The sequence below is a fragment of the Bacillus sp. FSL K6-0073 genome (assembly GCF_038006085.1).
GTDB lineage: Bacteria > Bacillota > Bacilli > Bacillales > Bacillaceae_G > Bacillus_A > Bacillus_A cereus.
Genome location: NZ_JBBOUN010000001.1, coordinates 4,657,450 through 4,672,060 on the forward strand (window position 1 = coordinate 4,657,450; position 14,611 = coordinate 4,672,060).

The following is a 14,611-nucleotide window of genomic DNA, read 5'->3' on the forward strand; positions in this document are numbered from 1 at the left end:
TCTTATCTTATATATATAAAAAGAAAATCCGACTCACAAGAGCCGGATTTCTTTATGTATCTAGATTTGAGATGTTGTGCCTTGGAAACATGAATAAAGGGAGATGGTTTTATGCTAAGAAAATATTATTCAAAAAACAATCATTTACAACCATTTTTTGAGGAAGTTAATAAATATGTAGATGGCATTCACACCCTAAACAATGGAATTAACTTAGAAGATATAACAAGCCTTCAAAATGAACTTAACATTCAAATTCCTGATATATATAAAGATTTTCTCCAAGTGTGTAATGGCGGAGAATTATTTATACCTGGAACAGTCCTGTCAGAAATTTATACAGCTGCTCAGGGCCCAAAACAGCGTGGTGGCTCTTATCTAAATGATTCGTTTAAAAAAGAACGAAGACCGACAAAGATGCCAGACACGTATTTAATCATCGCAGATTTAAACTATGGTGACTCGATATGTATAGACTTAGAATCAAGCAATGGATACGATGCAACGGTAATACAATGGGATAGGGAGACTCACAGCGTTTCTAGATCATGGAATGTTTTGGTGGAATGGTTAATGGATACCTTAGACGAAGGATCATTACTAGTAGATTATGATGGTAATGAAAAAGATTTAGACTTTTAACATGAATAGTAAAAGTGGAGCCACAAGAATTAATTCCTATCTATTCATAATTTTATATTAAAGAAAAACAATATTATTTTAAATATAAAAAAAGAAAATCCGACTCACAAGAGCCGGATTTCTTCATTTAACTAAAATTTATACCGTTCTATTCGATTTCTAACGTTTAATTGCGCAAGATAGACTAACACAACACCTCATTGGAAAAAACTTGCTCTAAAGTGGACAAAAAGAGATAATAAGTATTTGATAAAAGACGAAATACAAAAAGACTATTTCAAAATTCATGAATAAGAAGGTGCAAATATGAAATTATACTTTAAAGATACTGAAATAGGTGAAATCAGAGACATTTTTGTAGAAACACCATGGATGTATGGAACAATACATTTAAATGATAATAGTAAACCCTATCAAGAATATTTTCGTGAAATGGTAGACGAAGACAGTACTTTTGACTTTGAAACTATTGATCCTGAATTTCTAGACGATGAAAATTGGTCCGTTTTCGATGAGAACGAAGGGAAATATTTAGGAATCGACATTCCAGCAATCCACATTGAAGATACCACGATTGCATGGCGATGGAGATAAAAATCACACAAAGAAGAACACCTGATTAATATTTAAACTAACGTTTACGCTAGCTTTTCCTTTGTTTCGAATCAAATACCATGGAAAAGGAATATTTGATTTTACTGGTGAAAATATTATAACTAGGATACTACAAAGACTATGTAAAAACAGAAAAAGGACAAAGACCGCCAAATTTTACTCCTAAAGGAGCTAAGAGAGCAAGCGGTATTCCTGTTAATGAACAGCCAACTAAGGTGACACCAGCTGTAGATAAAAGAGGGAACCCTATTCCTGGAAGAGACTATCATTTCAAAGATGGTAAGATTATAAGAGAGCATTCAGACGGTCATACTTATCCAGATGATCCATCTCAAAATAGAGGATCACATTTCAATGATGTACATGGGAATCATTATGACTATTAAAATTGAGGTGGTAAAATGAAGTGTTGGAATGAAGTAGAAGAAGATGCATTCTCATACTACAAATGGTTTAGTAAGGATGAAGCAATCAAAAGAGTCGGTAATTTACCAAATTTAAGTTTATTCAGTGTTAATGGCTCCATGTTATTTAGCTCAGATGAAAAAAAACAATTCAAAGAAGTATGTGGCACTGAAATCAAGCAAGTATTTATGAAACATGATTTGACTAATGTCTACAAATTCTACTTGCTTGCAGCTATTGAAATCAAAGACAAAAACTCTAAAATTGAAAAATACCAAAAGGTATGGAAAGCTCTTCAAACCAAATGGAAACTTGAGGGATTTAATAAGGGGCCAGAAGTTGAAATGAAAGTTGGAGGAACAACTTTCTACTCAAGTATTGCAGAGTTTTGTCTTGAGAAACTTCCAGATGCCATTGAAATAGTTTCTAGTAATCCTAAAAGATTTACAATCATTGCAAGTAAAAATAATGATATAATTGCGGAAGAAAATGTTAGAAAAATCTTCAAAAAAGCATTTAATGAATATAACAAATGGAAAGATGAAATAGATTATTTTAACCTTTCCATTCATCTCTGCCCAAAAGATGATATAGTTTTTAGATGGGGAGATTCATTAGAGGAAGCGGAAATAGCTGCTATATTTAAAGGAGATATACTTACACTTTTAAATAGCTAACTGCAAAATCTTGCTAAAAATAACTACATTTCAATTAACAATCATAATATTTTAATAGAATTAAACTAAGAAAAATCCGACTTACAAAAGGCGGATTTCTTCATGTATCTAAAATGTATACTGCTTTATTTGATCTAATATAAAAAATTAGGGAGGAGTAATTTTTGGCGTATTCATTAAAACCTGAAATACAAGCCAGCCTTACAAAAATTGATTTTATTCAGAGATATAAAGCATTATCAAAACAATTTCCAGATAGAGAAAACACATTTGAAAACTATGAAAACGAAAAAGTAATTGCAGTATTTGAGTCTCTTGGCTATAAAGCTCGTTTTATGAAAAAAGAAAACTTTTTTATTGTTGGTGAGGTCAAGAATAAAAACATCTATACTTTTAGATTTAATATTAGTTTAAAACATGGCCTTGTTGAGTTTATTTGGTCTGCACGACATAATGGTGCAATAAGAGCTGGAGATCCATGGGCTATGTTTGTAGCAATATTATCAAATGATACAGAAAAAATACTTCGTCCATGCTTCCACAGTTACGATGAACTCAAAGAAATCATGAAAATCGCCTTTGAAATGTACGAAGATTTCAAGCGAGAATTAATTCCTATTTATTCATAATTCAAAAAGCTACCGAAGACACCAAAACAGTTACTTCGAGTAGCTTTTATTTATATATATTAAAGTTATTTATTTTCCTCTTTTTGAACATATACATAAGCATCTTTCTGCTCTTTATGTATATCAACCTTCGAATTCTCTGCAAGTTGACCCGCGTTTAGCAAAGAAAAAATAATCAACGCTTCTAGTGACATTTCGTTTTACCACTCCTTTCTAATTGTTATACGTTTATCATACCGCTTACATGTGATTTCCGTATGAACTCGAAAAGGAGATTAAAACAAAAAAGCTTTGAGGAAATTCCTCAAAGCTTTTTATTTATTAGTAACGAATTAAGAAATATTTCTTTTTACCGCGGCGAATGATTGTGAATTTACCTTCGATGCGGTCGTTTTCTGTTACAACGTAGTCTAATGCTTGTGTACGCTCACCATTTACGTAGATTGCGCCGTTCGTTACATCTTCACGTGCTTGACGTTTTGATGGAGAGATTTTGCTTTCTACAAGTAAGTCAATTAATACTGTATCTTCTGCAGTACGTTCTACAGATGGTACGTCTTTGAATCCTTGCTCGATTTCGCTTGCAGTCAGTTCTGCTACAGAACCGCTGAATAATGCAGCTGAAATTTTAATCGCTTGCTCTAATGCTTCTTCACCATGAACAAGTTTTGTCATTTCAGAACCTAATGCTTTTTGTGCTGCACGTTTTTCTGGCGCTTCAGCTACTTGCTTTTCAAGCTCAAGAATTTCTTCGTGAGATAAGAATGTGAAGTATTTTAAGTATTTAACAACGTCGCGGTCATCTGTGTTGATCCAGAATTGGTAGAACTCGTAAGGAGTTGTTTTCTCTGGGTCTAACCAAATTGCGCCGCCTTCTGTTTTACCAAACTTCGTACCGTCAGATTTTGTAACAAGTGGAATTGTTAAACCGAATGCTTTCGCATCTTCTTCTGATTTACGGATTAATTCAAGACCAGCTGTAATGTTACCCCATTGGTCACTACCACCGATTTGCAGACGGCAATTATGTTGTTGGTATAAGTTTAAGAAGTCGTATGATTGTAAAATCATGTAACTGAACTCAGTGAATGAAATACCAGTTTCTAAACGAGATGCTACTGTATCTTTTGCTAACATATAGTTTAAACCGAAGTTTTTACCGATATCGCGTAAGAATGAAATTACATCTAAGTTACCAAGCCAGTCGTAGTTGTTAGCCATCGTTGCTGGGTTGTCCACGTTTTCAAACTCTAAGAAGTTTGAAAGTTGGTTTTTAATGCTTTCTGTGTAGTAAGCAACTGTATCTTTCGTATTTAATGTACGCTCTGCTTTTTTACCACTTGGATCACCGATCATACCAGTACCACCGCCAACAAGTGCGATTGGTTGGTGACCAGCTAATTGGAAACGACGTAACATTAATACTGGTAACATATGACCAATGTGTAAGCTATCTGCTGTCGGGTCGAAACCACAGTATAATTTAACGCTTTCTTTTTCTAATAATTGCTCAAGGCCCTCAGCATCTGTTTGCTGATTAATTAGACCGCGAAATTCAAGATCTTGTAAAATACCCATATCCTACATACTCTCCTTTAAGTTCATTACTGGCGTGAAAGTTGAAAACATAAAAAAATCGCCCCTTCAAATAAGGGACGATTTTGATTATCGCGTTACCACCCTAGTTGCAGGCAAAAAAAGCCTACCACCTTATTTACATAACGGCTTAGCACCGTCTTTTCCCTTTTGAATATAATTCAATCGAAAAAAGATGCTCTAGGGGCGTAATTCGCGATCATCTATGTGCTGATTTTCACCGGCCATCAGCTCTCTAAAACAGGGAAATGATCACTACTTCTCCCTTTCCACGCTCAATTATTCATATACTTTTCTTTATACCATCATTTATATAGGCGTGTCAAATAGAGGTGGAATTTCACTTCTCTCCAATCCTTTACAACGTCGCAAAGAGTAATTTATTAGATATAAAAAAACCTCCCTCATCTATTCTTTCATAAATGTATACAGACGAGGAAGGCACTTCGTTCAAATATTATTTTAGTTTTTTTATAATCTTTGCAGGATTCCCGCCAACTACTACATTATTAGGTACATCTTTCGTTACGACAGCACCAGATGCGATCACTGCATTGTCTCCAATTGTTACACCTGGATTAATAATTGCTCTTCCGCCAATCCATACGTTATCGCCAATTGTAACTGGTTTTCCGTATTCTGATCCGCTTATACGCTCAATTGGATCAAGTGGGTGCGTTGCTGTATAAATGTGGACACCTGGAGCTAACATACAGTTCACTCCGATTGTTACCGGGCATACGTCTAAAATCGTACAGTCAAAGTTCGCGTAAAAATTTTCACCGACATGAATGTTATAGCCGTAATCACATCTAAAAGAAGATTCAAGATGAATATTATCTCCTGTCGTTCCGAATAATTCTTTTACGATTTCGCTACGCTCTTTCAATTGCTCTTCTGGCGTATCATTTAATTTTCTCGTTAATATACGTGCTTGCTCTCTTTCTTGTACTAAAACTGGATCAGCCGGTATGTACATTTCTCCTAGTATCATCTTTTCCTTTTCTGGTTTCATCATACTACCCCCTTTAACTTATATATATAAGTTCATGATATCATAAAAAAGAAAGGCCTGAACATTTTTCGTTCAGACCTTTCTCTCTTAATCTTCCATCGTTGATAAGTCACCTGTTGGTAAGTTTAACTCCCACGCTTTTAATACGCGGCGCATAATTTTACCACTTCTCGTTTTCGGTAATTTATCTCTAAATTCAATTTGTCTCGGCGCTGCATGAGCTGCTAGGCCTTTCTTTACAAATTGACGAATTTCTTCTTTTAATTCATCAGATGGTTCGTATCCTGCTCGAAGTGCGATAAATGCTTTAATAATTTCGCCGCGCACCGGATCAGGAATACCAATTACACCAGCTTCTGCAACAGCAGCATGCTCGATTAATTTACTTTCTACTTCAAACGGACCAACGCGCTCACCTGACGTCATAATTACATCGTCAATACGTCCTTGGAACCAGAAGTATCCATCTTCATCCATATAGGCAGAGTCGCCTGATACGTACCAATCTCCCGGCATGAAATAAGATTCATATTTTTGCTGGTTATTCCAGATCCCACGCATCATAGATGGCCAACCTTTCGCAATTGCTAAGTTACCCATTGTGTAAGGAGGCACTTCATTTCCTTCATTATCAACAATCGCTGCTTTCACACCTGGAATTGGTTTACCCATTGAACCTGGACGGATTTCCATACAAGGGTAGTTACAAATAACTTGTCCACCTGTTTCTGTCATCCACCACGTATCATGAATACGAAGTCCAAATGCGTTCATACCCCAGCGAATTACTTCTGGATTTAACGGCTCACCAACGCTTAATACGTGACGAACTTGTGATAAGTCATATTTTTTAATTGCGTCTTGTCCAGCTCCCATTAACATACGGAATGCTGTTGGTGCGCTGTACCAAACCGTCACACCGTAATCTTGCAGTGCTTCATACCAAGCTTCTGGACTAAAGCGTCCACCTAAAATAACGTTTGACGCTCCAACTAACCACGGTGCGAAAATACCGTAAGCTGTTCCAGTTACCCAGCCCGGGTCAGCAGTACACCAATATACATCGTCTTCTTTTAAATCTAATACCCACTTCGCCGTTTGATAGTGCTGAACCATTGCGTTTTGCGCATGAAGCACACCTTTTGGCTTACCAGTAGAACCAGACGTGTAATGTAGAATCAAGCCGTCTTCACGGCCTAACCATTCAATATGTAATTCTTTTGAAGCTTGTTCAAATAAAGGATTGAACGCTACCGTTTTACCGCCTTCTTCTACATTATCTCCAACAAGGAAAACTGTTTTTAAAGCCGGTAAATCATTTAATGGTACGCGCTCTAACAATTCAGGCGTTGTAATTAACACCTTTGCTTCGCTATCTTCTAAGCGATCGCGAACTGCGCCTTCCATAAATGCTTCAAATAGCGGTCCAACAATTGCTCCTAATTTCACTGCACCTAAAAGTGCGAAATATAACTCTGGAGAACGTGGCATAAAAATAAAAACGCGATCGCCTTTTTCTACATCGCCATAATTCTTAAGGACGTTTCCTGCTTTATTAGAAAAATCCTTCATTTCCTTAAATGTATATTTCTCTTTTCGCGATCCATCTTGATAATAAAGAGCTACTTTATTCTTTCGATCGGATTTCGCATGCTTATCAATTGCCTCATACGCCATATTTACTCGGCCTGTTTCATTCCAAGTAAAGTTTTTATTAACCTCTTCCCAGTTAAAATTCGCGTATGCCTCATCATAATTCGGCAAATTATTTTCTCCTTTAATGACAGGAAGCGTTTCTACTTTCATACTTTACATCCCCCTCCTATGTATTCTATTATCTATTATAATGACATTATTTAAAATTTTCAGTATATTTGTTGATTTTTAGACAAATTTTTAATGACAAATTTCGATTCACATCGCATATATTATAAAGTACGATATTAATAGATTCACAAACCCTCAAGGTGGTGAGCAATACATTGATTCATAAAAAAATATATAATGCTAGAAACTTAAAAACAGCGAAAGGCACTTTAATTATTGAAGGTCCTGTCTCTACACATAACTTAGAAATGTATGAGTTTCATCCAGACTTAATTGCGTTTCGTCCTGCCGAGCAACAATATAAAGCAATTGTCGAAATTTCTAAATTACCAGAAGCTCGTCTCATTATTGCTAGACATGACCAAACAATTGTTGGATATGTTACATACTTGTATCCTGATCCACTTGAACGATGGTCAGAAGGAAAAATGGAAAACTTAATTGAGCTTGGGGCAATTGAAGTAGTCCCAGCCTTCCGCGGGAGTTCTGTCGGAAAGAACTTACTAGAGGTTTCTATGATGGACGATTATATGGAAGATTACATTATATTGACGACTGAATATTATTGGCACTGGGATTTGAAACAAACAGGATTGAATGTGTGGGAATACCGAAAAGTAATGGAGAAGATGATGAATGCTGGCGGGTTACAATGGATGGCTACAGACGATCCTGAAATTTGTTCACATCCTGCCAACTGTTTAATGGTCCGCATCGGTAAACGCGTTGATACGGATTCTATTCAAGCTTTTGATCGTCTACGTTTTCACAATCGTTTTATGTATTAATAAAGGGGGCAACTGGAATGATTGTAGAAGAAATTATGAATCAAAATGTAGTTACATTACATCCAAACGATACAATCGAAACAGCAATCCGAACGATACGCACGAAAGGCATTCGGCACATTCCAATTGTCGATCAAAATAATCACGTCGTAGGCATTATTTCTGATCGGGATGTAAGAGATGCAAGTCCGTCTATTCTAGATGAACAAGTTTCACTCGATATGCTACAGCAACCGCTCGAGCTTATTATGAAACATCCTGTTATGACTTGCCATCCTCTCGATTTTGTTGAGGAAATTGCTACTTTATTTTTTGAAAATAAAATTGGCTGTCTTCCTGTTACAAAGGCCGGGAAGTTAGTTGGAATCATTTCTGAATCTACAGTACTGCACACATTAGTAAAATTAACAGGAGCACATCAACCAAGTTCGCAAATTGAAATTCAAGTAAAAAACGAACCTGGTATTCTTGGAAAAGTCGTTGCTATTTTTAGTGATTTACAAATAAATATCGTGAGCGTTCTCGTCTACCCAGCAAAAGACGAGAATGATAAAGTACTCGTTTTCCGCATTCAAACGATGAATCCTCTAAAAGTGATTGATGCACTTGAAGCAGAAGGCTACCGCGTATTATGGCCAAACATCATGGGGATGCAAGCATGAGTAGCGCGTTTATTTATTCGGATGACTTTCGGGGCTATTCATTTAGCCCTGATCATCCTTTTAACCAACTGCGCGTCACACTTACGTATGATTTATTACAAAAGGGCGGTTTCATCTCTCCCTCTCAAATCATCTCACCACGGATGGCTACAGATGAAGAGATTGCCTACGTTCATACAGAGGAGTACATAAATGCGGTAAAACGTGCTGGAGAAGGAAAGTTAGAAAAATCAATTGCGATGACATATGGACTCGGAACAGAAGATACACCGATGTTCCCAAATATGCACGAAGCAAGCGCATTGCTCGTTGGCGGTACGTTAACAGCTGTCGATGCTGTTCTTTCCGGAAAAGTAAAACACGCACTTAATTTGGGCGGCGGCTTACATCACGGCTTTCGCGGCAAAGCATCTGGCTTTTGTATTTATAACGACAGTTCTATCGCAATGAAATATATTCAAAAGAAATACGGTTTACGCGTCTTATATATTGATACAGATGCTCATCACGGTGATGGCGTACAGTGGTCGTTTTATGATGACCCTAACGTATGCACCATTTCACTGCATGAAACTGGTCGCTATTTATTCCCTGGAACTGGCGCTGTAAACGAACGTGGACAAGGTAATGGTTATAGTTATTCTTTTAACGTTCCACTCGATGCTTTTACAGAAGATGAATCGTTCTTAGAAGCATATCGAACTGTTGTAAAAGAAGTTGCAGCGTACTTTAAACCGGATATTATTTTAACGCAAAATGGTGCTGACGCACATTATTATGACCCACTTACACATCTTTGTGCGACAATGAATATTTACCGCGAAATACCGAAGCTCGCTCGTGAAATTGCTAATGAATATTGCGACGGTCGCTGGATCGCTGTCGGCGGCGGTGGCTATGATCACTGGCGCGTCGTTCCAAGAGCTTGGGCACTCATTTGGCTCGAAATGAACAACATCCAAAACATCTCAGGTTATCTCCCTCCAGAATGGATTGCAGCTTGGAAAGGACAAGCAGAAACAGAACTTCCCCTCACATGGGAAGATCCAGACAACATGTATAAACCTATCCCCCGTAAACCAGAAATTGAAGAAAAAAACGCATTAACTGTAGCGAAATCCCTTGAAATTATTCGGAATAATATGACAAAATCTTTATACTAACGAAAAGGAGGCTCGTTTTTGAATAGCCTCCTTTTATTTGAAGTTTGCTATTATTGTCGTTTTCTGTCGGTAAGTCGATATATGTTAATAATCGCTGATATATTCCGAGTTACGCCGATATATTCTAATAATCGCTGATATATTCCGAGTTGCGCCGATATATTCTAATAATCGCTGATATATTTTCATTTCATAACAGTCTGGCCCAACTTTTATGAGAAAAGGTCGTGATATTATGTGGACACAACAAATAATCAACACGAAACGCGGTACATTTGAACTCTTTACAAAAGGAAATGGCGAATCGCTTTGTATTACACATCACTATTCACAATTTAATGAAACTGGTGATTACTTTGCGGATGTTTTTACTGCTACGCATCGTGTATTTCTCATTAATTTACGAGATACTGGTCGCTCTGTAACCGCCCAGTCAGAAAACGAATTAAGCATGATTGAAACAATCCACGACTTAGAAGCCATACGAGAAGCATTACAACTTCCAACATGGCATTTCGCCGGTCATTCAGCAGGTGGTATGCTTGGACTTTTATATGCGATTACATATCCAAATTCCTTACACTCATTAGTCATAGCAGGCGCTGCAGCAAGTAACTATACCGAAACACCATTTTGCATTTATCACCCAGCACATCCACAGTTTCATTATATGCAAAAACTCATCGAAAACTTAAAAAGCCCTCACCTTACAAGTGAAGAACGAAAAGAACTATCTACTGAGAGAACAAAATTATCATTGTTTAAACCAGAAAACTACAACTCTTATTTTTGTAAACCAATCAACAAAACAATGTCCATTAGCCGGATGAATGCTTTCGCCAATGAATATCCTTCATTTGATTTAAGAGAGTATTTACCTTTCATCCAAACAAAGACACTTATTATATGCGGAAGATATGATGTGCAGTGTCCTATTCAATATTCCATCGAGATACATGAGGGTATATGCGATTCTACTTTTGTGACATTTGAGGAGAGCAACCATTATCCTTTTTTAGAAGAAGCGACCCTGTTTACTTCTACTACTCAAATATTTTATAAATCGTTACGCCAGTACCGTTATTATTAAGGAAAGCTCACAGTCTCTATAAGACTATGAGCTAAATTTTCAGAAGAAATATTTCGTACTATATAAAAATAAAAGATAAAAGGAAAAGAGCACCAAACCTACATCAAACAACACTGACTTTTTATCTCCTTCTTTTAAACCTATCGTAATATTAAAAATGCTTCTAACTATCCAACCTAATACTAAAAATAACCAGCCGAAATGATCATTTGTATAATCTTTATCATAAAACATTTGTATTGCACCAATAATTAATAAAATAATTATAATATTAGTTCCAATCCTTAAGACCTTGTTTGATTTATTATCTTGTAATGTATCTCCCAAAATGTAGCACACCCTCTCATGCTCTACTATGTTTTATCTCTCTTTATATCTTAACACAAATTACCTATTATTTCCTTTTTGCAAATAACATAAAAAACCTGCCAATTACTCGGCAGGTATATTACACGTTAAAACGATAACCAGCTCCCCATACTGTTTCAATATATTGCGGGTGAGCAGGATCTCTTTCAATTTTTTCACGTAGCTTTCTAATGTGGACGACAACAGTGGCTAAATCCCCAGCGGAATCTAATCCCCAAATGCGTTCAAATAACTGTTCTTTATTTAATACTTGGTTTGGATGTGTGACAAAGAATGTTAATAAATCAAATTCCTTCGTTGTAAACGCAACTTCTTCATTGTTTATAAAAACTTTTCTCGCTCGTTGATCGATAGAAATTCCGTGAATATATAACGTATCACGTTGCTTACTTACATTTCCTAATAATCTTTCATAACGGGCAATATGTGCTTTTACTCTTGCGACTAATTCACTCGGGCTAAACGGTTTCGTTATATAATCATCCGCTCCTAATCCGAGTCCGCGAATTTTATCTATATCTTCTTTTTTTGCTGAAACAAGTAGAATCGGAATATCTTTTACAGCACGTATTTGTTTACAAATTTCGAATCCGTGCATTTTCGGAAGCATAATATCTAAAATAATTAAATCATAGTCTTCTTGCAGAGCTGTTTGTAAACCTATTTCTCCTGAATGCTCTACATCAACTTGGAAATCATTAATTTCTAAATAATCTCTCTGTAATTCTGCAATACTTACTTCATCTTCTATTAATAAAATTCTTTTCAATTTACTCACCACATTCCTCTACTTTTTCCAATGAGAAGAAAATGCTTGTGCCTTTACCAAGCTCGCTTTCCGCCCAAATTCCCCCGCCATGTTCTTCAACAATTTGCTTCGCTATCGCTAAACCAAGTCCACTTCCACCTGTGCTAGAATTCCGCGATTGCTCTGCACGATAAAAACGTTCAAAGATATACGGCAATGTATCAGATTCTATACCTGATCCGTTGTCCATCACTTTCACAATAACTTTATTATTATCACTCGATACTGTTACAGTAATTTTCTTCTCTTCTTTATCCATGTATTTCACACTATTATGAATTAAATTTGATATAACTCTATTGATCTTTTCGCAATCAGCCGTTACATATAGTGGTGATGAATGTAACTGTAGGCGCACTTCTATACCTTCTTCACTTAAATCCATCTGCATCTCTTCTATTAATTCTTGCATAAACGTATTCAATTCAACTGTTTCAAACTGGAATGGAACCCGATTCAAATCGAGCTTCGAAAATAAAAATAGTTCATCAATGAGTGTGTCCATATGTTTTGCCTTCGTATGGATAGTTGATAAATACTTATCCATTTTTTCTGGCGTATTTGCTATCCCGTCCTTTATTCCTTCTACATATCCGATAATTGATGTAATCGGTGTTTTTAAGTCATGAGAGATGTTTGAAATAAGCTCTTTTCGATTTTCTTCATACTGTGTTTGCACTTCAATCGATTCTTTTAACTTCTTCCTCATTTCTTCAAATCCTTGATTTAATTGCCCGATTTCATCATGCGATGTAACTGGAATTTGAAAATTTAAATCCCCTTCTTTTATTTTCTCAGTCGCATCTTTCAATACGAAGATTGGCTTTATTACACTTCTTGAGACGAGGTAACTTAATAATCCAATAAGCAAAATGGCTAACAGTAAAAGTGATACGAACAAAATCGGAAATAACTTTTGTGTAAGATCTACAAATGAACTTTGTCTTTTTAGTACAAATATACTTCCTTCTTCATCCCCGGGAAAATAAAAATCAAATTTTACATATCGATAAAATGTATCGCCTAGTTCCGTTGTACCACGACTATTAATATTTGCTGATTCAAATTTCGGAAGGGCTTCTTTTAAAGATATACTTTCAAATATTTTTGTAGCATAAGAAATGGTTTCTCCCTTTCTTACAACTATTTTCACACCTTCTTTTTCAAGTGATGAAACGAACAATTCATCTAATAGTTGTGATTGATTTTTCTTTGCCGCTAATTTCAATTCCATATACGTATTCTCTTCTTCTGGTGTAAGCGGCTTTTGAATGTAAGAACTTTTATAGAAATTTTTCACTGCTTCCAAGTCACCTGTTATCGAAAAAACGATTAAAAATCCCGCGACTAATATAAGCGTAATGGAAACGAGGATAACAGCAATATAAGAAAATAAAAACCTTGTTTTAATAGACATATCTTAAATCCTCACTTTATCAAACCTTATTATTTATAAGCATAAAAAGATATGTTCAATTACTCAAGCGATTTTATAGTAATTTTAGCGTCAGTTTATAAAAATTTAATGTTCCTATTTTACAGTTGAAATTAGGAGGTTGAAATTCCATGTTCAAAAAAACATTCAGTATGATATGTTGCGTAATTTTTTTACAAGGATGCTCGCAAGAACAAGAAATAAAAAAGGAGATGATAAACATGGAGACTGCACTACTAGCAGCCACTGAAAAAAATGAAACGAATACTGTTATATCTTTACTAAAACAAGGTGCAAATATAAATGCGACGGATAGTCAAGGACGCACTCCGCTTATGATTGCTACATACAAAAATGATGTAAAAACCGCAAAGGCGCTTATCGAAGCTGGTGCTGACGTAAATATCCAAGATGACATGAAAAACAATCCCTTTCTATACGCCGGTGCGGAAGGTTACTTAGACATTTTAAAACTAACAATTGATGCTGGTGCAGATCCTACGATTACAAATCGTTACGGCGGAACAGCTCTTATCCCAGCCTCAGAACATGGCTATATTGACGTTATAAAAGAACTCCTCACTCGAACAAATATTGATGTAAATCATGTAAATAACCTGGGATGGACAGCTTTAATGGAAGCCATCGTACTAAGTAACGGAAACGAAACACAGCAACAAGTCATTCGCCTTCTTATTGAGCACGGTGCAGATGTAAATATTCCAGACAATGATGGTGTTACCCCGTTAGAGCATGCTCGCACTCATCACTTTGAAGAGATAGAGAAGATTTTGTTAGAAGGCCGTAAGTAAAAAGCTAATTTTTGCCTTCCTCCCCCACCCTATGCTACATTTAAGCCGTTACATTACTATTAATAGGGTGGGAATAAA

The 14,611-nt window shown here is 36.0% G+C and carries 17 protein-coding genes and 1 other annotated feature; of the genes, 10 read left to right on the plus strand and 7 right to left on the minus strand.

Going from position 1 to position 14,611, the window contains the following annotated elements; all coding sequences use genetic code 11:
- Positions 1-111 precede the first annotated feature (111 nt).
- The 5 genes from MHB52_RS24085 to MHB52_RS24105 all read left to right on the plus strand — a co-directional run bounded on the left by MHB52_RS24085 (position 112) and on the right by MHB52_RS24105 (position 2,968).
- A complete protein-coding gene (locus MHB52_RS24085) occupies positions 112-642 on the plus strand; it encodes an SMI1/KNR4 family protein (protein WP_061663957.1) in 531 nt (176 codons plus the stop codon).
- Between the two features lie 306 nt (positions 643-948).
- Entirely contained in the window at positions 949-1,236 is a 288-nt protein-coding gene (locus MHB52_RS24090) for a hypothetical protein (RefSeq protein ID WP_016118726.1), read from the plus strand.
- A 236-nt stretch (positions 1,237-1,472) separates the two neighbouring features.
- Positions 1,473-1,643 carry an HNH/endonuclease VII fold putative polymorphic toxin gene (locus MHB52_RS24095; protein ID WP_227593279.1) on the plus strand — a complete coding sequence of 57 codons (171 nt, stop codon included), beginning with the start codon at positions 1,473-1,475 and terminating at the stop codon, positions 1,641-1,643.
- 15 nt (positions 1,644-1,658) lie between these two features.
- Positions 1,659-2,339: a hypothetical protein gene (locus tag MHB52_RS24100; RefSeq protein WP_016118727.1), complete on the plus strand. Its 681-nt coding sequence runs from the start codon at positions 1,659-1,661 to the stop codon at positions 2,337-2,339.
- A 164-nt stretch (positions 2,340-2,503) separates the two neighbouring features.
- Positions 2,504-2,968 (plus strand): hypothetical protein, encoded by a 465-nt coding sequence (locus MHB52_RS24105; RefSeq protein ID WP_016118728.1) that lies wholly within the window; start codon positions 2,504-2,506, stop codon positions 2,966-2,968.
- Positions 2,969-3,033: 65 nt separating this feature from the next.
- Here MHB52_RS24105 and MHB52_RS24110 read toward each other — a convergent pair whose 3' ends face one another.
- The 4 genes from MHB52_RS24110 to acsA form a co-directional block, all read right to left on the minus strand.
- The gene (locus MHB52_RS24110) at positions 3,034-3,162 is read right to left on the minus strand and encodes a hypothetical protein (RefSeq protein ID WP_000050940.1); all 129 of its coding nucleotides are present in this window, start codon (positions 3,160-3,162) and stop codon (positions 3,034-3,036) included.
- 127 nt (positions 3,163-3,289) lie between these two features.
- Entirely contained in the window at positions 3,290-4,546 is a 1,257-nt protein-coding gene (tyrS, locus tag MHB52_RS24115) for a tyrosine--tRNA ligase (RefSeq protein WP_000512083.1), read from the minus strand.
- A gap of 70 nt (positions 4,547-4,616) precedes the next feature.
- Positions 4,617-4,845 (minus strand) — a binding site (T-box leader).
- A 176-nt stretch (positions 4,846-5,021) separates the two neighbouring features.
- Positions 5,022-5,582: a maltose acetyltransferase domain-containing protein gene (locus MHB52_RS24120; RefSeq protein ID WP_080451640.1), complete on the minus strand. Its 561-nt coding sequence runs from the start codon at positions 5,580-5,582 to the stop codon at positions 5,022-5,024.
- An 84-nt stretch (positions 5,583-5,666) separates the two neighbouring features.
- Complete coding sequence (gene acsA, locus MHB52_RS24125) at positions 5,667-7,385, minus strand: acetate--CoA ligase (protein ID WP_000862049.1); 1,719 nt, start codon at positions 7,383-7,385, stop codon at positions 5,667-5,669.
- A 176-nt stretch (positions 7,386-7,561) separates the two neighbouring features.
- Between acsA and acuA the strand changes: the two genes are divergently transcribed.
- The 4 genes from acuA to MHB52_RS24145 all read left to right on the plus strand — a co-directional run bounded on the left by acuA (position 7,562) and on the right by MHB52_RS24145 (position 11,109).
- Entirely contained in the window at positions 7,562-8,194 is a 633-nt protein-coding gene (gene acuA / locus MHB52_RS24130) for an acetoin utilization protein acetyltransferase AcuA (RefSeq protein ID WP_000581388.1), read from the plus strand.
- Between the two features lie 17 nt (positions 8,195-8,211).
- On the plus strand, positions 8,212-8,856 hold the full coding sequence (locus tag MHB52_RS24135; RefSeq protein WP_000634583.1) for an acetoin utilization AcuB family protein: 645 nt from the start codon (positions 8,212-8,214) through the stop codon (positions 8,854-8,856).
- On the plus strand, positions 8,853-10,019 hold the full coding sequence (gene acuC, locus MHB52_RS24140) for an acetoin utilization protein AcuC (protein ID WP_080119306.1): 1,167 nt from the start codon (positions 8,853-8,855) through the stop codon (positions 10,017-10,019). Before MHB52_RS24135 ends, acuC begins: the two co-directional genes overlap by 4 nt.
- Positions 10,020-10,233: 214 nt before the next feature.
- A complete protein-coding gene (locus MHB52_RS24145) occupies positions 10,234-11,109 on the plus strand; it encodes an alpha/beta fold hydrolase (RefSeq protein ID WP_137025961.1) in 876 nt (291 codons plus the stop codon).
- A gap of 39 nt (positions 11,110-11,148) precedes the next feature.
- On the opposite strand, the gene MHB52_RS24150 is transcribed toward MHB52_RS24145, so the two are convergent.
- From MHB52_RS24150 to MHB52_RS24160, 3 genes are all read right to left on the minus strand, one after another.
- Positions 11,149-11,436, minus strand: coding sequence for a hypothetical protein (locus tag MHB52_RS24150; RefSeq protein ID WP_000502934.1), 288 nt, complete (start codon positions 11,434-11,436; stop codon positions 11,149-11,151).
- A gap of 121 nt (positions 11,437-11,557) precedes the next feature.
- Positions 11,558-12,247 carry a response regulator transcription factor gene (locus MHB52_RS24155; protein ID WP_061663960.1) on the minus strand — a complete coding sequence of 230 codons (690 nt, stop codon included), beginning with the start codon at positions 12,245-12,247 and terminating at the stop codon, positions 11,558-11,560.
- A 1-nt stretch (position 12,248) separates the two neighbouring features.
- Complete coding sequence (locus tag MHB52_RS24160; protein WP_061663954.1) at positions 12,249-13,703, minus strand: sensor histidine kinase; 1,455 nt, start codon at positions 13,701-13,703, stop codon at positions 12,249-12,251.
- 149 nt (positions 13,704-13,852) lie between these two features.
- On the opposite strand from MHB52_RS24160, the gene MHB52_RS24165 reads away from it, so the two are divergent.
- On the plus strand, positions 13,853-14,533 hold the full coding sequence (locus MHB52_RS24165) for an ankyrin repeat domain-containing protein (protein WP_061663953.1): 681 nt from the start codon (positions 13,853-13,855) through the stop codon (positions 14,531-14,533).
- The last annotated feature ends 78 nt before the right edge of the window (positions 14,534-14,611 follow it).

Bases quoted from the DNA above. Each gene is read 5' to 3' on its own strand.
- MHB52_RS24085 (WP_061663957.1), top strand. From the start codon at position 112: ATGCTAAGAAAATATTATTCAAAAAACAATCATTTACAACCATTTTTT.
- MHB52_RS24090 (WP_016118726.1), top strand. From the start codon at position 949: ATGAAATTATACTTTAAAGATACTGAAATAGGTGAAATCAGAGACATT.
- MHB52_RS24100 (WP_016118727.1), top strand. From the start codon at position 1,659: ATGAAGTGTTGGAATGAAGTAGAAGAAGATGCATTCTCATACTACAAA.
- MHB52_RS24110 (WP_000050940.1), bottom strand. From the start codon at position 3,162: ATGTCACTAGAAGCGTTGATTATTTTTTCTTTGCTAAACGCGGGTCAA.
- tyrS (WP_000512083.1), bottom strand. From the start codon at position 4,546: ATGGGTATTTTACAAGATCTTGAATTTCGCGGTCTAATTAATCAGCAA.
- MHB52_RS24120 (WP_080451640.1), bottom strand. From the start codon at position 5,582: ATGATGAAACCAGAAAAGGAAAAGATGATACTAGGAGAAATGTACATA.
- acsA (WP_000862049.1), bottom strand. From the start codon at position 7,385: ATGAAAGTAGAAACGCTTCCTGTCATTAAAGGAGAAAATAATTTGCCG.
- MHB52_RS24135 (WP_000634583.1), top strand. From the start codon at position 8,212: ATGATTGTAGAAGAAATTATGAATCAAAATGTAGTTACATTACATCCA.
- acuC (WP_080119306.1), top strand. From the start codon at position 8,853: ATGAGTAGCGCGTTTATTTATTCGGATGACTTTCGGGGCTATTCATTT.
- MHB52_RS24145 (WP_137025961.1), top strand. From the start codon at position 10,234: ATGAGAAAAGGTCGTGATATTATGTGGACACAACAAATAATCAACACG.
- MHB52_RS24160 (WP_061663954.1), bottom strand. From the start codon at position 13,703: ATGTCTATTAAAACAAGGTTTTTATTTTCTTATATTGCTGTTATCCTC.
- MHB52_RS24165 (WP_061663953.1), top strand. From the start codon at position 13,853: ATGTTCAAAAAAACATTCAGTATGATATGTTGCGTAATTTTTTTACAA.